Here is a 19496-nt window from a genome sequence, read left to right as displayed (position 1 = left end):
AAGCCTGGACGGAGGAGCCCTCTAGGTTCACCCAGAACCCGCACCACCAAATACCGGGACCAAACACCTAGGCCGTGGGTTGGTCCTCGCGGGCCCCTCCGTCACGCGGTCAGGGCCTGGGCCGTCACCAAGTCGGGCAGACCGGCGGCCGCGTGGGATCGAGGTCCGGTGAGCCCGGATGGCGTCGGCGGGCGCGACGCCGGGACGGACGCCGCCGAGGCGCGGCGTCGACGGATCTCGAGGGCCCGAAGGGGCCCGAGCGGCGCCGAGCCCTCGGGCAGAGGCCAGCTTGACCCGCGTCTCGCTCAGAAGCCCTTCGAGGCGATGGCCTCCGACCACGAGACCGCGCGCTTGGCCATGCCGATATGCTGGCGCTCGTACATGCGCCCCTCGACCTTGATGGCGCCGCGCTTGGCGTTCTCGGGCTTGTCGAAGGCGTCGATCACCAGGCTGGCGCGGCGCACCTCCTCCGCAGTCGGGGCAAACGAGGTGTTGGCGGGCTCGAGCTGATTGGGGTGGATCAGGGTCTTGCCGTCGAAGCCGAGGTCGCGGGATTGGCGGCACTCGACGCGGCAGCCCTCGACATCGGCGATGTCGTTCCAGACGCCGTCGAGGATGGTGAGGCTCTCGGCGCGGGCGGCCGCGAGGGTGAACATCATCCAGGGCAGCATCGGGACGCGGCCGGGGACGAGCTGGGCCCAGGTGTCCTTGGCGAGGTCGTTGGTGCCGAGCACGAAGCAGGTGAGCCGGGTGCGCGGGTCGCGGCGGGCGGCGGCGATCTTCTGGATATTGAGGATCGCGGCCGGGGTCTCGATCATCGCCCAGATCTTGATCTCAGGGGGGGCGTCGAGGGCTTCGAGATGGTCGGCGATGCTCTCCAGCACAGCCGGCGAGGAGACCTTCGGCATCAGGATCGCGTCGGGCCGGGCCTCGATCGCGGTGCGCAGATCCGCGTCGCCCCACGGGGTCTGCGGGGCGTTGACCCGGATGATCAGCTCGCGGTCGCCGTAGCCGCCGCTCTTCACGGCCGCGCAGACCTGCTCGCGGGCGAGGTCCTTCTCCTCCGGGCCCACAGCATCCTCGAGATCGAGGATCAGCGCGTCGGCCGGCAGCGTCTTGGCCTTCTCGAGCGCCCGGAGGTTGGAACCCGGCATGTAGAGCACGCTGCGGCGGAGACGGAGATCGGACATGGCGGGACCCTTTTCGGTTTGGGCGGACCCTAACCGGAGGCACCGTCCATACCAACGAACTGAATTCAAAATACGCGATAAACGGCCGCGTTTGACACCGAGTCGCGACGGCCAGATTTAGACGAACCCGGCCTTCGGCGCCTAGCTGCCCGGCTCTTACCCGGTCACGAAACCATGACAAACCGGGTCTTGCCCATCGGGCGCGGGCTCGGGCGCGGCCTCGGGTGCGGGCTCCGGTGTGGGCTTGGACGCGCCCCTGTTTGGTCACCTTCGGGCGGCAAAGGCGGTCCAACCGATCTGGGGGATGTTTTTCCAATGAAGGCAATTTGTCTCGGCGCGATGCTGGCCCTCGCGGCTTCCCTGGCGGCACCTCAGGCGGTGCTGGCCGCGAACAACACCACGGTCGGGGTCGGCTCCGGCGCCGTGGCCGGGGCCCTGGTCGGCGGCCCGGTCGGGGCCGTGGCGGGCGCCATCATCGGGGGCGTCGTCGGCTCCTCGACGGAGCGGGCGGGGCCGCGCCGCGCCCGCCGCGCCCGGGCCCTGCGCCGCCGGGCCGAGGCCGCGCCGCCATCCCGTGCGCCGATCGCGCGCAGCGCCGTCTCCGAGCCGGCCCCCCGCAGCCTGACTCCGGCGGTGCCCACAGCCACGGGCTCGGTCAGCGGCTCGACCTGGAAGAATCCGCGCTGAGCCATTCCGGCGCGCCGCCCTCGGCCGGGACCGCGCCCCCGAAGGTTTGCCGCACCAGACCCGGATAGGCCAGGATCTGCCCGATGCCCCGGGCGGCGAGGAAGCCGAGGAACGACAGCCACAGGCCGGTATTGCCGAGGCCCAACGCCTGCACGGCGGCCAGCGCGATCCCGTCGGCCAGGAGGGCGGCGAGCATCAGGTTGCGCATGGCCCGGGTCCAGGTGGCGCCGATATAGACCCCGTCGAAGGCGAAGGGCGCCGCCGCCACGAAGGAGGCGAGAGCGGCGAGGAAGAGGGCGCCGCGCGCTGTCTCGCGCACCTCGGGACTCGTCGTCACGGTGTCGATGAAGGCCGGCCCGAAGACGAGGGAGACGAGGCTGACGGCGAGGCCGAAGCCGAGGCACCAGCGCAGGCTCAGCCCCACCGCACGGCGGAACCCCGCCTCGTCGCGCGCGCCCACCGCCTGCCCGCACAGGGTCTCGGCCGCGGTCGCGAAGCCGTCGAGGAAAAACCCGCCGATCAGGAAGAGATTCCACAGGACCGCGTTGGCGGCCAACACCGCGTCGCCCGAGCGGGCCCCGAGGGCCGAGAAGATCGCGATGGCGGCCACCAGCGCGAGCGTCCGGACGATCACGTCGGCGTTGACGCTGAGCATCCGCCGCAGGGAGGCCGGATCGCGCACGGCCGCGAACGGCACCCGGAACGGGTGCGAGCCGAGGCGGGCCAGGAGGATGAGCCCGAGCCCGGTTCCCGCCGCCTCGGCCAGGAGCGTCGCCAGGGCCGCCCCCGCGAGGCCGAGCCCCGCCCCGAGCACCAGCCCGAGCGTCAGAGCAATGTTGGTGAGGTTGATGGCGACCTGCAGCACCAGGCCGAGATCGGTGCGTCCGCGCCCGAGGACGGAGCCGAGCACGGCGTAGTTCGCCAGCGTGAAGGGCGCCGCGAAGATCCGGATGTGGAAGTAGGTCGCCAGTCCCGCCGTCACGGCGGGGCTCGCCCCGCTCAGCGCGAAGGCGCCCGCCGCGATCGGCCCCTGCAGCGCCACGAGCCCGAGCCCGGCCAGCGCCCCGGCCGCGAGGGCGCGCGCGAGCGTCCGGTCGATCTCCCGGCGGTCGCCCGCCCCCACCGCCTGCGCGGTCAGGCCGGCGGTGGCCATGCGCAGCGACCCGAAGGACCAGAAGATCGCGTCGAAGATCACGGCCCCGAGGGCCACCGCGCCGAGGAGCGCCGCATCGCCGAGCCGCCCGATCACCGCCGCTCCGACGAAGCCGAGGAGCGGCGTGGTGACGTTCGCGAGCGTCATCGGCAGGGCGAGCGCGAGAACGCGCCGGCCGGTCACCGGGCCGGAAGAGATCATCGAGGCCACGCGCCTCCGTGAGAGATGCCCGAGGGGATCAGGTGCCGGGATCGACGGGCTCCGGGGCGCTTGAAGCCCGAAGGGACGCCGGCGGCGCTATTTCGAGACCGCGAACAGCCGCGAGATCAGCCAGAGCGGCACCACCACGACGGCGCCCGCCAGGATCCAGCCGCCGAAATCGTGGAAGGTCTCGAGGCCGAGGTCGATGAGGCTCCGGGCGGTGTCGTAGACGTGCCAGAACAGGCGCGCGGGGGTGAGCCCGAGCATCGCCATGAAGGCGCCGACGAGGATCGACAGGAACAGGAGCCGCAGGAACACCGCCGTCGGCGAGCCCCCGAGGAAGCGGCGCAGGCCGGAAGGCCGGCCGTAGCCATGGTAGCCCGGCGGGGGGGCCTGGTAGTTCGGCCCCTGGCTGCGCGGGTCGTGCTCGACGATCATTCGTTGTCCCTTCGGGCCCGGTCTCCGGCCTTCCAACGATCCGAACCCGGCAGAAGCGTGACGCGCGCGTCACACCGCCGACGAAACCGGATGCCGGTCCGGGCGTTAGGCCGTCTCACGCCTGCGCCCGAGATGGCAACGCGAGGGCGAGCCGCCAAGATGGGCTGGTCAAGAGGCGGACGGCCGGATAACGCCGCCGGAGACTCAGCGACCCACCTGTGCGGAAAGCCCGGACCGATGGTCCAAGCTTGCGCACAATCGTGTTACGCTTAAACCGGCTTTACGCTCAAACCGCCATGCACGAGACCCCGCAGCGATGATCGACCACGCCCTCTTCGATCCGGCGACGATCGATCCGGAGACGAAGCGGCTCAATGCCGAGATCGTCGCCGCGCACGCGGCCCAGGAAGATCCCTGGTCCTTGCCGATCGCCGAGGTGCGCGCACGCCGCCGCCGCGGCACCCAGGCCTCCCCGGCGATGCCGCGCAGCGCGCGCGCCGAAACCGTCACGATCGACGGCCCGGCCGGGCCCCTGGCGCTCCGGATCATCCGCCCGCGCCTGAGGCCCGGTCAGTCCCCCCGCGGCGCCTACCTGCACGTTCACCGGGGCGGCTGGGTCTGGGGCTCGGCCGACGAGCAGGACCCGTGGCTGGAGCGCATCGCCGACAATTGCGGCTTCATCTGTCTCTCGGTCGAGTACCGGCTCGCTCCGGAGCATCCCTACCCGGCGGCCCTGGAGGATTGCGAGGCGGCGGCCCTCTGGCTCGCGGGCCCCGGCCGGGCGGAGCTCGGCGTCACCGCGCTCACGATCGGGGGCGAGTCGGTCGGCGCTCACCTCGCCGTGATGGTGCTGCTGCGCCTGCGCGACCGCCACAATCTGCCCCGCGCCTTCCGGGGCGCGAACCTCAATGCCGGCTTCTACGATCTCGGCCTGACCCCCAGCGTGCGCAACTGGGGCGAAGAGCGGCTGGTGGTGAACACCCGCGACCTCACCACCTTCGCGAACGACTACGTGCGCGAGGGCGTCGACCGGCGCCGGCCCGACGTCTCGCCCCTCTATGCCGAGCTCAAGGGCCTGCCGCCCGCGCTCTTCACCATCGGCACCGCCGACCCGCTCCTCGACGACACCCTCTACATGTCGGCCCGCTGGGCGGCGGCCGGCAATGGCGGCCACACCGCCGTGTATCCGGGCGGCTGCCACGTCTTCGTGCGCTACCCGGGCGAGATGACCGCGCGGGCCCTGGAGCTGATCGACCGCTTCCTCACGGCCCTTGCCTGACATTCCCCCGCCCGAGAACGCGCCGCCGGAGACGCCGCGTCTCCCGGCTCGGTTCGCCGATTGGTTCGCCGCCCGCGGCTGGCAGCCCCGGGCCCACCAGCTCGAGCTGCTGCGCCTCGCCGGCAGCGGCCGATCCGCCCTCCTGGTGGCCCCGACCGGCGCGGGCAAGACCCTGGCGGGGTTCCTGCCGAGCCTCGTCGCCCTGGCAGGGGCCGGCCGGGGGACCAGCACGGCGCGCGGCGAGGCGCGCGGCCTGCACACCCTCTACGTCTCGCCCCTCAAGGCGCTCGCGGTCGACATCGCCCGCAACCTCGAGACCCCGATCGCCGAGATGGGCCTCGACATCCGGGTCGAGACCCGCACGGGCGACACCCCGGCCCACAAGCGCACCCGCCAGATTGCCCGCCCGCCCGACATCCTGCTGACCACCCCCGAGCAGCTCTCGCTCCTGATCGCGCATCGCGAGGCCGCGGACCTGTTCGCGGATCTGCGCTGCGTCGTCCTCGATGAGCTGCACGCCCTCGTCACCTCGAAGCGGGGCGACCTGCTCTCCCTCGCGCTGGCGCGGCTCCACCGCCTCAGCCCGGCGCTGACCGCCATCGGGCTCTCCGCGACGGTGCGGGAGCCCGACGAGCTGCGGAAATACCTCGTGCCGCAGGCAAGGCCGGCCGCTGCCGAGGACGACCCGGAACCGCCCGCTCCCCTCCCCGCCCCGTCCATGGCGGAGCTCGTGGTGGTGCGGGGGGGCGCGGCGGCGGATCTGCGCATGCTCGACACGGGCCTTCGCCTGCCGCTCGCTGGCCACACCGCCTGGCAGTCGATGCCGGCGATCTACGCGCTGATCCGCCAGCACCGCACCGTGCTGGTCTTCGTCAACACCCGCCTGCAGGCCGAGTACACCTTCCAGGAGCTGTGGCGCCTCAACGACGACGTGCTGCCGATCGCGCTGCATCACGGCTCCCTCGACGCGACCCAGCGGCGCCGGGTCGAGGCCGCGATGGCGGCGGGGCAGCTGCGCGCCATCGTGTGCACGGCGACCCTCGATCTCGGCATCGACTGGGGCGATGTCGACCTCGTCATCAATATCGGGGCGCCCAAGGGCGCGAGCCGGATCATGCAGCGGATCGGCCGCGCCAACCACCGCATGGACGAGCCCTCGAAGGCCTATCTCGTCCCCGGCAACCGCTTCGAGATGCTGGAATGCCAAGCCGCCCTCGACGCCGTCGAGGAGGCCGCGCAGGACACGCCCGATGCCCGCCTCGGCGCCCCGGACGTGCTGGCCCAGCACGTCCTCGGCATGGCCTGCGCCGACGCTTTCGACCCGCTGCGGCTCTACGAGGAGATCGTCTCGGCCGCGCCCTATGCCGGCCTCCCCTGGGAGGAATTCGAGCAGGTCGTCGATTACGTGGCCACCGGCGGCTACGCACTCCGGGCCTATGAGCGCTTCGCCAAGATCCTGCGCGGGCCCGACGGCCTCTGGCGGGTGCGCGACGCCCGGGTGGCGCAGCAATACCGGATGAATGTCGGCACCATCATCGAGGCCACCAAGGTCAAGGTGCGGCTCGCCCGCGCGCTCCGGGGCAGGCCCGGCACGGTGCTGCCGAAGACCGGTCGGGTGCTGGGCGAGATCGAGGAGGATTTCGCCGAGACCCTGACGGTGGGCGACACCTTCCTGTTCGCCGGCGAGGTCCTGCGCTTCGAGGGGCTCGCCGAGGACGAGGCCATGGTGACGAAGGCCGGGCCCGGCACCGACCCGGCCATCCCCTCCTACGCGGGCGCCAAGTTCCCGCTCTCGACCTTCCTGGCGGCCCGCGTCCGCGCGCTGATCGCCGATCCGTTCGCGTGGGACCGGCTGCCGCGGCAGGTCTCCGACTACCTTCTGCAACAGCGCCGCCGCTCGATCCTGCCCGGGCCCCGCGATCTCCTGGTCGAGACCTTTCCGCGGGGTGGGCGGTTCTACCTCACGGCCTTCCCGTTCGAGGGGAGGCTCGCGCACCAGACGCTCGGCATGCTGCTGACCCGGCGGCTGGAGCGGGCGCGGCTGAGGCCGCTCGGATTCGCGGCCAACGATTACGGCATCGCCATCTGGACGAGCCGCGATGTCAGCGAGCGCATCGGCCTGTCGCCGGGCTTCCTCGAAGACCTGTTCGCGCAGGACATGCTCGGCGACGATCTCGAAGCCTGGCTCGACGAATCCGCCATGATGAAGCGCACCTTCCGGCAATGCGCCGTGATCGCCGGGCTGATCGAGCGGCGCTATCCGGGCCAGAAGAAGACCGGCCGGCAGGTGACGATCTCGACGGACCTAATCTACGACGTGCTGCGCAAGCACCAGCCCGATCACCTGCTCCTGCGCGCCGCGCGCCAGGATGCGGCAACCGGACTCCTCGACGTGAAGCGCCTCGGTATGATGCTACAGCGCATCCAGGGGCGAATCATCCACAAGGCGCTCGACCGCGTCTCGCCACTCTCCGTCTCCGTCATGCTCGAGATCGGGCGTGAGCGGGTCTACGGCGAGGGGGCCGACGAGATTCTGGCCGAGGCCGAGGCGCTGCTTCTCGAAGAAGCGCTGGCGTGAGCGAACCGCCCTCCCCGTCACCTGAGGATGCGATCTTGGCGCTCGGCCAGAGACTTGAGAAGACCACCAAGGCCCCCGGCCTCCGGCTCGCCGGCGAAACCCTCACCCTCGATCGCTGCGGCGGCCTCTGGCTCGAGGCCCACCGCACCCTGATCGTCTCCGACCTGCACCTCGAGAAGGGCTCGGCCTACGCGGTGCGCTCGGGCCAGTTCCTGCCGCCCTACGACACCCGCGAGACCCTGGCCTGCCTGCACGAGGCGGTGGCCCGGTTCGACCCGGCCTGCGTCGTCGCCCTCGGGGATTCCTTCCACGATGCCCGCGGGCCCGAGCGGCTGGAGCCCGGCGACCGCGCCATGGTGGCGGCACTCCAGGACGGCCGCGACTGGGTCTGGATCGCCGGCAACCACGATGCGGCGGTCCACGAGGGCGTCGGCGGGCGCTATGCCGAGACCCTGAGCCTCGGCGGCCTGACGCTCCGGCACGAGCCCCGTATCGGAGCGCCCGAGGGCGAGATCGCGGGCCATCTCCACCCCTGCGGCAAGGTCGCGATGCGGGGCCGCACCGTTCGCCGCCGCTGCTTCGTCGGCGACGGCCACCGCCTGATCATGCCGGCCTTCGGGGCCTACACGGGGGGCCTGAACGTGCGCAACGCCGCCTTCGACCCCCTCTTCCCGAACGGCTTCACGGCCCATCTCCTCGGCGACGGCCGGGTCTTCACGATCGGGCGGACCATGCTGGTGCGGGATTAGCGATCGAGATCTGGGGCTGGGCAACGGGTGCCAAACATCCGACCTCGCCCGTGAGGTCGCGTCCCGGCGGGCTGATGCCCGTCCGGCCTAGGAGCGAGCATCCTCGGCCGTGACCGCAATCGCGGAGGGCCGCGCGCGGAACGGGTCTAGGCCGCCACCAGCAGGGCTGCCCCGGCCACCCCCGACAGCACCAGCCGCAGCCGTCCGAGCCAGGTCGGCACGAGGCCGCGCCGGGGCAGGTCCTGGTCGATCAGGCCCCAGGCCAGGACCAGGATCCCGAGGATGCGCAGGTCCCAGGGCGCGGGCGCGGCGAGCGCCGCCCAGGCCAGCAGCGAGGGAATGATGGCCACGAGATAGTCGGCGTTGCCGGCATTGCGGGCAGCCGCCGCGCCCCAGCGGATGCCGCCGAGGAAGGAGGCGATCACGGCGCCGTAGGCGGACAGGATGGTGCGCGGGGACAACCCGATGGTGCCGAGCCCGCCGTCGCTGCCGCTCACGGCGAGCGCCGCGAAGCCGAGGAACGGGATGAGCCCCGCCACGCCGAGGATGACGGCCCCCATCGGGACCGGGGTCACGCGCGCCATCCGAACTCCGGGCTGAGGATCGCCCGCGGGGGCGATCCGGATTTCGTTCCAGAGTTTTATACGGCTGCGGATGCGGGCGGTTCCCGCACTGCGGCACTGTGGTCAAGCTCGCGCGTTCGGGCGAGCCGGCCGGTGCGCATCCGCGCCGTCTGCCGGCCGTCAGCTGCGCCGGCTCGGGAGGGTCATGCCCGGCGGTGCAGAGGTGGGCGGGGGCGCACCGAGGAGGCTCATCGCCCCTCCGCCCGCGTCCTTCGCGGCCGGCGGCTCGTTGACGGCGGGATCGACCTTGTGCGGCCGGAACGCCGCCGTGATGCTGCGGGCCTTGGCAAGATCGCCCGGGCTCATCTTGCTCCCGACATCGTCGCGCTTCTTGCCCGCATCCTCGTCCCCCTGCGCCGCGGCGGCGGAGAACCAGGCATAGGATTGCATCAGGTCCTGGGTCAGGCCGAGCCCGCGCGCGTAGAGCACCGCGAGGTTGTACTGGCTGTCGCGCACCCCGTACTCGGCGGCGCGGCGGAACCACGAGGCGGCCGAGGCGTAATCGGGCCGGCCGGAGGCGGCGGGGTTCTCGGCGTAGAGCACCGCGAGGTTGTGCATGGAGCGGGCATGGCCCTGCTCGGCCGCGCGCCCGTACCAGAGCTTGGCCGGCCCGAGGTCGCGCAGCACGCCGGAGCCCTTCTCGTAATGCCCGGCGAGCTTGTACTGGGCCGGCGCGTAGCCGGCCTGCGCGAGCTTCTCGTAGAGCTTGGCGGCGAGGGCGAGGTCGCGCGGCAGGCCGCGCCCATCGGCCTCGCGGCCGGCGAGCTCGTAGATCGCGGCGCCGTCACCCTCCAGCACCGACTGGCGCAGCTTGGCGAGGCCGGGCGGCAGGCCCGCGAGGTCGCCGGCGAGCGCCGACATCCCGCCCACCGACGGCACGCCCGAGCGGCTGGACTGAGGCCCCGGGGTGGGTGCCGTCTCGCCGGCCCCCGGGATCGATTGCGTGGTCTGCGGGTCGGCCGGGGGCGAAGCGGTCGGGGCGGGCGCCGGGGCGGTCGCCTGGGCCTCGCCGGCCGACGGGGGTAGCTCCCGGGCGGGTGCCTCGGCCTTCGGGGCCGCGATCATCGGCGCCCGCGCGGGCTCCGAGGTGGATTCGCCCCGCATGGACACGGCCTGGAGGGCGCCGAGCACCAGCACGATGGCGGCGAGGCCGAGGAGCAGCGGCCGGCGGCGGCGCTGGATCTCGGCGCGCAGCCGCGCGACCCGGCCGTTGCCGTCCAGGGCGGGTGTCGCCACGGCCTGGCGCAGGCTCATGCGCTCCTCGCGCCGCTCGCCCGCGAAGCTCGCCTCGCTGGCGACCTCCGCCTGCGCGGCCTGGGCGGCGCGTCGGGCCGCCGCGATGAAGCTCGTCTTGATGTCGGCGGAGGCCTCGGCGCCGGCCTCATGGGTCTCGGGCGTGGCCAGGGCGCGCTCGCGGGCCGGCCGACCGGCACCGGGCTCCAGCAGCTCGTCGCTGACGCGCGACGCCTCGGCCGCAGGGGCGGCGGGCGAGACCGAGACCCGCGGCAGTTCCGGCCGGCGCGAGGCGCGGGCGCGGGGAGCCTGGACCCCGGTCGAGGCGAGGAGGCGGGCCTCGAGATCGTCGCGGGCGCCCGGCGCCGGCGGCTGGACCTGCGCCAGCAGGGCGGCCTGCGGAGAGGCAGGGCCGGTTTCCGGACCGAGGCGGGCCGCGAGCCGGTCGAGGGCGGATTGCACGCCCGACAGGGTCGCGTGCAGCCGCTCGTCGGCGGCGGCATGGTCGCTGCGCAGGTCGGCGAGGCCGGCCTTGAGGATGCCGAGCGCCTGGGCCTCGGGGGCGCGCCCGCCGAGGCTCTCCGTCACGGCGCTGCGGGTCGCCCGCTCGACGACGGCCGCGATCGGCGCCTCGTCGCGGAGCGCCGAGACCTGGGCGACGAGGTCGCCCATGGTCCGCTCCAGGCTCGCGAGGGCCGGGTCGGCGCTGCGGGATTCGAGGCGGCTCGCCAGGGCCAGGACCTGCTTCTCCAGCGCGTCGAGGCCGTCGCCGCCGCCGCGCGCGCCGACCCGGTCAACCTTGTCGGCGAGGCTGTGCAGCATGCCCTGAATGGCGCTGAGATCGCCGCTCGGCGGCGTGGGCTGGCGCAGGCTCTCGCCGAGATGCTCCAGCCGCCCGATCAGGTCGCCGACCGGATTGACCTTGGCGGCGAGCGCGTCGATGCGCCCCAGGATGGCGCGGGAATCCGTGGGACCGCTTTGGGCGGCGGAATGGTGGAGCGCGTCGACCTTGGCGGCCATCGCCTGGATCTGATCCGCGAGGGGCCGGGCGCCCGGCGCCTGCAGGCCGCTGCGGATCTCCTCGAGGAGCGGGCGCAGCTCGGCCATGTCGGAATGCTCGCCGCCGAAGCCCGACTGGAGCTGCGCGATCTGCGCGCTGATGGCCTGGAGCCCCTGCGCCAGGCCCTGGATCCGCTCCGGTCCCGCCAGGGCGGAGACGAGGCGGCGGATCTCGTCGAGCTCGCGGAACAGGTTCGCGACGGCGTCCCGGTCGGCGAAAGCCCCGGAGCCGCCGGCCAGCACGGTGTCGACCCGCGTCGCCAGCCGCTCCACGTCGCTCGCCACCCGGGCATGGACGTTGTCGGCGACGTCGTCGGCGAGGCGCTCGACCTGCACCCGGATCAGCTCGATCGGCGCTGCGATCGCCGCGAGGTCGGCGGGCTCCTGCGCCCGCTGCACGCCGCTCGCCAGCGACAGCATCGCCTGCTCCAGCGCGCCGACATCGTGGCCGGTGGCGAGGCCGCCGATGGATTCGCGCAGGCGCGTGGTCTCTCGCTGCAATTCCGTGATCTGCGACGAGGGCTCGGCCGCGGCTTCGGCACCTTCCAGCCGCCGGGCGAGGTCCTCGCGCATCGCCGCGACGATGCCGGCCTCCGGGGCCGCGCCGTCGAGCTCGCGCTGGCGCTGGCGGATCTCGCTCACGGCGTCGCGCACCTCCGCGACGGCGGGGCGGCCGCGGCGGCCGAGGGGCCGCGGCGCGGCGAGCTGCTCGCCGAGTTCGGTCATGCGCCGCTCGATGTCGCCGAGCCGCTCGGCGACCTTCTGCACCGGCGCCGTGCCGGCATCGAGGGCACCGCTGATCCGGGTCTCGATCTCGGAGATGCGCTGGCTCGCGGCCGCCTGCGAGGCCGTGCGCTCCTCCGCGATGGTGCGGTCGATCGCGTCGAGGCGCCGCATCAGGGCCTCGACGGTCTCACCGAAGCGGTCGATCGGCGCGGGCGCCGGGGACGCGGTGCGCAGGGCCGGCGCGTCCTGAGAGACGCCGGGCGCCGGCCTCGGGTCGGCGGGGTGACGGGCGGGTGACGGCGGCGGCGTCACCAAACCGGCGGGTTCGTCGGCGCGGCGGCGCTTTTGCACGGACGGCTTGTGAACGATGGGCCTGGATGTGGTGGGCTTGGGCGCGGTCGGCTTGCGGGGCGCGGTCTTGCCCTCGGACGGGACCACCGAGGAGATCCAGGTCTCGAGCGGCACGCCGGCCCGGCGCGCGACGTCGCGGGCCGCTTCGAGCACGTCGGGATCGAAGCTTTCGAAGCTCGGCGTGGCGTTGCGTCTCATCTTCAGCCCTGGGGTCGGCGGCCTGCGGCGCCCGGCCCGGCAGGGTCGCGGCCCGCCGGACAAGAGTCCCGGGGCCGTTCCGTCGGATCGGTTGTGGGCGACTTTTAACTTTCTTGGTAAACAGGCCGTTAAGCCTTGTCTTCAATCGAACATTCCCGGGAGGTGCGCCCGTCCGGGCACGCGCCCGGCCCCGCCGACTCGCGTGGCGGTGGTCGCCGCCAGGGCCGCGACGCCGACCCCCTTGCCCTCCGGGCGGGAGATAGTTTACATATGAACTATCGAGGGAATCGCCGGTCGCCCGACCGCAAGGTTCGCCGCACGCGGAGGAATACGAGATGCCGAGCTATCGCGCCCCGGTCGAGGACGTCCTGTTCCTGCTGAACGACGTGCTCGGCTTCCACGGCCGCTCCAACCTCGCGGGCTTCTCGGAGGCCTCGCCCGACATGGTCGAGGCGGTGCTCACGGAGGGTGCCAAGCTCGCCGAGACCGTGCTGGCCCCCCTCAACCTCTCCGGAGACCAGGAGGGCTGCACGCGCCATCCCGACGGCTCCGTGACCACGCCGAAGGGCTTCAAGGCCGCCTACGACACCTACGCGCAGGGCGGCTGGATGGGCCTCTCGGTGCCCGAGGAATATGGCGGCCAGGGCCTGCCCCACACCCTCAACACCGCGATCCAGGAATTCGCCTCGGGCGCGAACCTCGCCCTCGGCATGTATCCGGGCCTGACCCAGGGCGCCGTGGCGGCGCTCCTCGTGCACGGCTCGGAGGCGCAGAAGCAAACCTATCTGCCGAAGATGGTCTCGGGCGCCTGGACCGGCACCATGAACCTCACCGAGCCCCATTGCGGCACCGATCTCGGCCTGCTCAAGACCAAGGCGGTCCCGAACGGCGACGGCTCCTACAGCGTCACCGGCACCAAGATCTTCATCTCGGCCGGCGAGCACGACATGGCCGAGAACATCGTCCACCTCGTCATCGCCCGGATCGAGGGCGCGCCGGCCGGCACCAAGGGCATCTCGCTCTTCGTCGTGCCGAAGTTCCTGGTGGAGGATGACGGGGCGCTGGGCGCCCGCAACGGCGTGTCCTGCGGCTCGATCGAGCACAAGATGGGCATCCACGGCAACGCGACCTGCGTGATGAATTACGACGGCGCCCGGGGCTGGCTCGTCGGCGAGGCGAATCGCGGCCTCAACGCCATGTTCGTGATGATGAACGAGGCCCGCCTCGCCGTCGGCGTCCAGGGCCTGAGCCAGTCGGAGGTCGCCTACCAGAACGCGGTCGCCTACGCGAAGGACCGGCTCCAGGGCCGGGCGCTCACCGGCGCCAAGGCCCCCGACAAGGCCGCCGACCCGATCATCGTGCATCCCGACGTGCGCCGCACCCTGATGCAGATCCGCGCCTTCAACGAGGCGGCCCGCGGCCTGATGCTCTGGACCGCCCTGCAATCGGACATCGCCCACCGCTCCGAGGATGCTCAGGAGCGCCAGGCGGCGGACGATTACCTCGGCCTGATGACCCCGGTGGTGAAGGCCGTCCTCACCGATCGTGGCTTCGCCAACGCGGTCGAGGCCCAGCAGATGTTCGGCGGCCACGGCTACATCGAGGAATGGGGGATGTCGCAATTCGTGCGCGATGCCCGCATCGCCATGATCTACGAGGGCGCCAACGGCATCCAGGCCATGGACCTGATCGGCCGCAAGCTGCCGAAGGATGGCGGCCGGGCCATGATGACCTTCCTCGGCGAGGTCCAGACCTTCATCAAGGACCATGACGAGGACGCGGAGCTGAAGGCCTTCACGGGCCCGCTCCAGGCGGGGCTCAACGACCTGCAGGGCGCCACCATGTGGTTCATGCAGAACGCCTTCTCGAAGCCCGACAATGCCGGTGCCGGCGCCACCGACTACCTGCATCTCCTCGGCCTCGTCGCCATGGGCTACATGTCGGCCCGGATCGCCAAGGCGGCGCTCGCCAAGCGGGCGGAGGACGCCTCCCAGGCCGAGCGCATGGAGGCGAAGCTGATCACCGGCCGCTTCTACATGGAGCGGATCCTGCCCGAGACCGCGATCCGCCTCACCCGCATCAAGGCCGGCGCCGGCAGCACCATGGCGCTGCCGGTCGACGCCTTCTGAGGATCGGGGACCGGACGGGACCGGGCCGACGCGCCCGGGGTTCCGGGGGGGGCCGGCGGTCCTGCGGGCGCGGGATCGACCGGTCCGGCTTGGTCGAGACGCGTCCTTGCCGGTAAGGGAAAGCCCGGTCGGCTCACGCGAGACGTTCGCCACCCTCCCGGCGCGGAGGGAGAAGAGGAAACGCACATGCCCGAGGCCTATATCTACGATCACGTCCGCACGCCGCGCGGCCGCGGCAAGCCGGACGGGGCGCTCCACGAGGTCACGGCCCTGCGCCTCGCCGAGGTGGCGCTGCGCGCCCTCCGGGAGCGCAACGACCTCGACACCCGCCGCATCGACGACGTGGTGCTGGGCTGCGTCGACCCGGTCGGCGAGGCCGGCGGCGACATCGCCCGCGCGGCGGCGCTGGTGGCCGATTACGGCAACCACGTGCCGGGCGTGCAGATCAACCGCTTCTGCGCCTCGGGCCTCGACGCCATCAACTTCGCGGCCGCCCAGGTGATGGCCGGCCAGCACGACATGACGGTGGGCGGCGGCGTCGAGTCGATGAGCCGGGTCGGGCTCGGCGCCTCGGGCGGCGCTTGGCCGGTCGATCCCGCCATCGCCATCAAGTCCTACTTCATGCCGCAGGGCGTCTCGGCGGACCTGATCGCCACCAAGTACGGTTTCAGCCGCGACGATTGCGACGGCTACGCCGTGCAGTCGCAGAAGCGCTCGGCCGCCTCCTGGGAGCAGGGCCTGTTCAAGGATTCGGTCGTGCCGGTGCGCGACGTCAACGGCCTCACGCTGCTGGCCCATGACGAGCACATGCGGCCCGCCACCGACATGCAGTCGCTGGGGCAGCTCAAGGCCTCCTTCGTCCAGATGGGCCAGATGGGGGGCTTCGACGCGGTGGCGATCGACGCGCATCCGGATGTCGAGGCGGTGGAGCACGTCCACCATGCCGGCAACTCGTCGGGCATCGTCGACGGCGCGGCGGCCGTGCTGATCGGCTCGCGCGAGGCCGGCAACGGCGCCGGCCTCAAGCCCCGGGCCCGCATCCGTGCCTTCGCCAATATCGGCTCGGACCCGGCCTTGATGCTCACCGGCCCCGTCGACGTGACCCGGAAGGTGCTGGCGCGCGCCGGGATGCAGCTCTCGGATATCGACCTGTTCGAGATCAACGAGGCCTTCGCCTCGGTGGTGCTGCGCTTCCAGCAGGCCTTCGACCTCGATCCCGCGATCGTGAACGTCAATGGCGGCGCCATCGCGATGGGCCACCCGCTCGGCGCCACCGGTGCGATGATCCTCGGCACCGTCCTGGACGAGCTGGAGCGCACCGGCAAGGAGCGAGCCCTCGTGACCCTGTGCATCGGCGCCGGCATGGGCACCGCGACCATCATCGAGCGGGTCTGACGGGCGGGGCGCGGCGCGAGGGGCCGGCTCGGGCGATGCGACGCCTGCGCGCGGCTCCCAAAGCCTTGCGATCACTGGTAGAGGGCGGCCGGACCGTGACCGTGAGACGGCGCGGATCGAGAAACCCTAGGGGAGAAACGCCACGATGACGCGACTGCTCGCAACCCTCTGCCTGACCACGATCCTGGGCTTCCCGCTCGCCGCCCGGGCCGACGAGGCCGCCGACAAGCTCGCCGAGGCCAAGACCCTGGTTCAGAAGACCCTGATCAAGAACCTCGAGACCGGCTTCGGCACGGCCCTGGAGAAGACCATCGCGCCGATGAAGGACGACAAGGCGGAGGCCTTCCGCAAGGAGGCGCTCGCCGAGTTCGACCGGCAGCGGACCGTGATGGTCGACGGGCTGTCGAAGGAATACGCCGCCAAGTTCAGCCTCGACGAGCTGAAGCACATCAACGGCATCTACGACGACAAGACCTACCAGAAGTTCCAGGCGATCAACGCGGACCCGTCCTCGACCGTGACGACGATTTCCCAGAACGCGGTGACGAAGCTCCTCAACATGCTCTCGCTCGCCGCCGCTCAGGAGAATGCCGGCGGCCAGCCCGGGATGCCCATGCAAAAGTAACCGGGGGTTGTTCCCCCTCCGCCGGGCCGAGAGGCCCGCCGGAGGGGGCCGCCTCCCGGTCGAACCCGTCCCGCGCGTTCGCCCCAAGGATCATCAAGACCCGACCCGGCCCGCCAGGGCCGCCTCGATCGCCGCGGCAGCGCAGCCGGCTCAAAGAGATTGCGGAGGATACGACCCATGCCCGACACGTCCCTGGACAACCTGCAGAACTTCCGCTTCGAGACCGATCACGACGGCATCGCGCTCGCGACCTGGGACATGCCGGGCCGCTCGATGAACGTCATCACCCCGGAGGTGATGGACGAGCTGAATCGCATCGTCGACGCGGTCGCGGCCGAGCCCGCCATCAAGGGTTGCGTCATCACCTCGGGCAAGGACAATTTCTCCGGCGGCGCCGACCTGACCATGCTGCAGGGCCTCGGCCGTGAGTACGAGCGGCTCAAGGCCGAGACCGGCGAGGAGGCGGCCATGCGCCACTTCTTCGAGGAATCCCGCCGCCTGACGCTGCTCTACCGGAAGCTCGAAACCTGCGGGAAGCCGTTCGCGGCGGCGATCTCGGGCATCTGCCTCGGCGGCGCCTTCGAGCTGGCGCTGGCCTGCCACCACCGGGTGCTCGCCGACGACGACAAGACCCGCGTCGGCCTGCCCGAGATCAAGGTCGGGCTCTTCCCCGGCGCCGGCGGCACGCAGCGCGTGGCGCGGCTGATGCAGACGGGCGACGCCCTGCAGATGCTGTTCAAGGGCGAGCAGATCCGCGCCCTGATGGCCCGGAACATGGGCCTCGCCCATCAGGTCGCCGCGAAGGCCGAGATCGTCGAGAAGGCTAAGGCCTGGATCAAGGCCGGCGGCTCGGCCGTCGCGGCGTGGGACGTGCCGAAGTTCAAGGCGCCCTCCGGCAAGGTCTACTCGCCCGCCGGCATGATGATCTGGCCCCCCGCCAACGCGATCTACCGCCGCGAGACGCACGACAACTACCCGGCCGCCAAGGCGATCCTGGCCTCCGTCTACGAGGGCCTGCAATTGCCGATGGACCTCGCGCTACGCGTCGAGAGCCGGTACTTCGCCAAGATCCTGCGCTCGAACGAGGCGGCGGCGATGATCCGCACCCTGTTCATCTCCATGGGCGAGCTGAACAAGGGCGCGCGCCGGCCGAAGGACGTGCCGGCCACCAGCGTGCGGACCGTGGGCGTCGTAGGCGCCGGCTTCATGGGCGCGGGCGTCGCCTACGTCTCGGCCCAGGCCGGTATGGAGGTCGTGCTGATCGACCAGAGCCCGGAGGCCGCCGAGAAGGGCAAGGCCTATGCCCACACGCTGATGACCAACCAGATCAACAAGGGCCGGGCCAAGACCGCCGACCGCGACGCGCTCCTCGGGCGCATCCGCACCAGCGCCGACTACGCCGACCTGAAGGCCTGCGATCTCGTGATCGAGGCGGTGTTCGAGGACCCGAAGGTGAAGGCCGAGGTGATCGCCAAGGTCGAGGCCGTGATCGGCCCGGAGGTGATCTTCGCCTCGAACACCTCGACGCTGCCGATCTCGGGCCTCGCCAAGGCCTCGGGGCGGCCCGACCAGTTCGTGGGCATCCACTTCTTCTCCCCTGTCGAGAAGATGCTGCTCGTGGAGATCATCAAGGGCGAGTCCACCGGCGCGCGCGCCATCGCGACGGCCCTCGACTTCGTCCGGGCGATCAAGAAGACCCCGATCGTCGTCAACGATTCGCGCGGCTTCTTCGCCAATCGCTGCGTCACGGCCTACCTGCTCGAGGGCCACAAGATGCTGCTCGAGGGCGTGCCTCCGGCGATGATCGAGGCGGCGGGCCGCATGGCCGGCATGCCGGTCGGGCCCCTCTCCCTCAACGATGAGGTCGCCCTCGACCTCGGCCTCAAGATCGCCCGCGCCACCGAGGCGCAGCTCGGGGCGGACGCGGTCGATCCGGCCCAGAAGCAGCTCCTGGTCGAACTCGTCGAGAACCAGGGCCGCCTCGGCCGCAAGAACCGGAAGGGCTTCTACGATTATTCCGAGGGCGCCCCGAAGCGCCTCTGGCCCGGCCTCAAGGACCTGCAGCCGACGCATCTCGACCCGGATTCGGTCGACGTGCAGGAGCTGAAGCATCGCCTTCTCGTGGTGCAGGCGCTGGAAGCCGCCCGCACCGTCGGCGAGGGCGTCGTCACCGATCCGCGCGAGGCGGATGTGGGCTCGATCCTCGGCTTCGGCTTCGCGCCCTTCACTGGGGGCGCCCTCTCCTACATCGACTTCATGGGCGCGGCGGCCTTCGCGGACCTCGCCCGCTCCCTGGAAGCCCAACACGGCCCCCGCTTCGCGGTGCCGGAGAACCTCGCCCGCATGGCTGAATCCGGCGCGACCTTCTACGGCGAGGCGGCGAAGCACGCGGCCTGAGGCCGGGGGGCGCTGCCTCATCCGGGCAGGAGCGGTCGAGGCGGTGCCAGCCGACCGGGCGAGGGAGGCGGCCTTTCCGGAGGGGGCGTACCCCTCACCCCAACCCTCTCCCGGACGGGAGAGGGGGGCGATCGCGCCATCAGGGCTGGTTCTGGTATCCGCTGCGCATCACAGGATCACCTCCCGCACCGCGGACCGACGTTGTGAGCGGACGTCCGAGCGCATCACCTCTCCCGTCCGGGAGAGGTCGAGTCGGCGCGAGCCGACCGGGTGAGGGATGCGACTTCTCCGGATAACGCGCACCCCTTGTAACTTGAATTCCGCTGCCTCTGGTATGGTCCTGGGTGCGGTGGCAGGCGGAAGACCGTTGCTCCCAAGGGACACCAAGCCCGGGGGTGAGCGTGGGTCTTCGCCTGCCATTCCATCGAACCCGAACAGTCGCTTGGGCCGCTCTTCGCGAAGCCCGCTTGCGCAAGGATGGGATC

Annotated in this window: 13 protein-coding genes; 8 read left to right on the top strand and 5 right to left on the bottom strand. The window is 71.8% G+C overall.

Translation table 11 applies throughout. The annotated features are described in order from the left end of the window. Positions 1-305: 305 nt before the first annotated feature. The gene (locus tag F6X53_RS30050) at positions 306-1190 is read right to left on the bottom strand and encodes an HpcH/HpaI aldolase/citrate lyase family protein (RefSeq protein ID WP_151005289.1); all 885 of its coding nucleotides are present in this window, start codon (positions 1188-1190) and stop codon (positions 306-308) included. Positions 1191-1505: 315 nt separating this feature from the next. Between F6X53_RS30050 and F6X53_RS30045 the strand changes: the two genes are divergently transcribed. After that, complete coding sequence (locus F6X53_RS30045) at positions 1506-1877, top strand: hypothetical protein (RefSeq protein ID WP_151005287.1); 372 nt, start codon at positions 1506-1508, stop codon at positions 1875-1877. Here F6X53_RS30045 and F6X53_RS30040 read toward each other — a convergent pair. Both F6X53_RS30040 and F6X53_RS30035 read right to left on the bottom strand, forming a co-directional pair. Continuing rightward, a complete protein-coding gene (locus tag F6X53_RS30040) occupies positions 1846-3231 on the bottom strand; it encodes an MATE family efflux transporter (protein ID WP_151005285.1) in 1386 nt (461 codons plus the stop codon). The two genes, F6X53_RS30045 and F6X53_RS30040, sit on opposite strands and share 32 nt — an antisense overlap. 96 nt (positions 3232-3327) lie before the next feature. Then, positions 3328-3669, bottom strand: a complete 342-nt coding sequence (locus F6X53_RS30035; RefSeq protein ID WP_151005283.1) for a DUF6460 domain-containing protein — start codon at positions 3667-3669, stop codon at positions 3328-3330. Between the two features lie 316 nt (positions 3670-3985). On the opposite strand from F6X53_RS30035, the gene F6X53_RS30030 reads away from it, so the two are divergent. Genes F6X53_RS30030 through pdeM form a run of 3 tightly spaced genes read left to right on the top strand, consistent with a single transcriptional unit; the run spans position 3986 to position 8275 of the window. Continuing rightward, entirely contained in the window at positions 3986-4948 is a 963-nt protein-coding gene (locus F6X53_RS30030) for an alpha/beta hydrolase (RefSeq protein WP_151005281.1), read from the top strand. Continuing rightward, positions 4941-7526, top strand: coding sequence for a ligase-associated DNA damage response DEXH box helicase (locus F6X53_RS30025; protein ID WP_373875881.1), 2586 nt, complete (start codon positions 4941-4943; stop codon positions 7524-7526). Before F6X53_RS30030 ends, F6X53_RS30025 begins: the two co-directional genes overlap by 8 nt. 35 nt (positions 7527-7561) lie before the next feature. After that, complete coding sequence (gene pdeM, locus F6X53_RS30020; protein ID WP_151005292.1) at positions 7562-8275, top strand: ligase-associated DNA damage response endonuclease PdeM; 714 nt, start codon at positions 7562-7564, stop codon at positions 8273-8275. A gap of 146 nt (positions 8276-8421) precedes the next feature. Here pdeM and F6X53_RS30015 read toward each other — a convergent pair whose 3' ends face one another. Beyond that, positions 8422-8859 carry a DUF3429 domain-containing protein gene (locus F6X53_RS30015; RefSeq protein WP_151005279.1) on the bottom strand — a complete coding sequence of 146 codons (438 nt, stop codon included), beginning with the start codon at positions 8857-8859 and terminating at the stop codon, positions 8422-8424. Positions 8860-9018: 159 nt separating this feature from the next. Continuing rightward, positions 9019-12465 carry a tetratricopeptide repeat protein gene (locus F6X53_RS30010; RefSeq protein ID WP_151005277.1) on the bottom strand — a complete coding sequence of 1149 codons (3447 nt, stop codon included), beginning with the start codon at positions 12463-12465 and terminating at the stop codon, positions 9019-9021. Positions 12466-12800: 335 nt separating this feature from the next. Here F6X53_RS30010 and F6X53_RS30005 point away from each other — a divergent pair, with 335 nt between their 5' ends. The 4 genes from F6X53_RS30005 to F6X53_RS29990 all read left to right on the top strand — a co-directional run bounded on the left by F6X53_RS30005 (position 12801) and on the right by F6X53_RS29990 (position 19011). Then, positions 12801-14594, top strand: a complete 1794-nt coding sequence (locus tag F6X53_RS30005) for an acyl-CoA dehydrogenase C-terminal domain-containing protein (RefSeq protein ID WP_151005275.1) — start codon at positions 12801-12803, stop codon at positions 14592-14594. Between the two features lie 186 nt (positions 14595-14780). Then, the gene (locus F6X53_RS30000; protein ID WP_151005273.1) at positions 14781-15989 is read left to right on the top strand and encodes an acetyl-CoA C-acetyltransferase; all 1209 of its coding nucleotides are present in this window, start codon (positions 14781-14783) and stop codon (positions 15987-15989) included. Positions 15990-16134: 145 nt separating this feature from the next. After that, positions 16135-16614, top strand: coding sequence for a DUF2059 domain-containing protein (locus F6X53_RS29995; protein WP_151005271.1), 480 nt, complete (start codon positions 16135-16137; stop codon positions 16612-16614). Between the two features lie 177 nt (positions 16615-16791). Then, a complete protein-coding gene (locus F6X53_RS29990) occupies positions 16792-19011 on the top strand; it encodes a 3-hydroxyacyl-CoA dehydrogenase NAD-binding domain-containing protein (RefSeq protein ID WP_151005269.1) in 2220 nt (739 codons plus the stop codon). The last annotated feature ends 485 nt before the right edge of the window (positions 19012-19496 follow it).

The sequence above is a fragment of the Methylobacterium soli genome (genome assembly GCF_008806385.1).
Lineage (GTDB): Bacteria > Pseudomonadota > Alphaproteobacteria > Rhizobiales > Beijerinckiaceae > Methylobacterium > Methylobacterium soli.
This window is presented reverse-complemented; position numbering and strand designations above follow the sequence as displayed.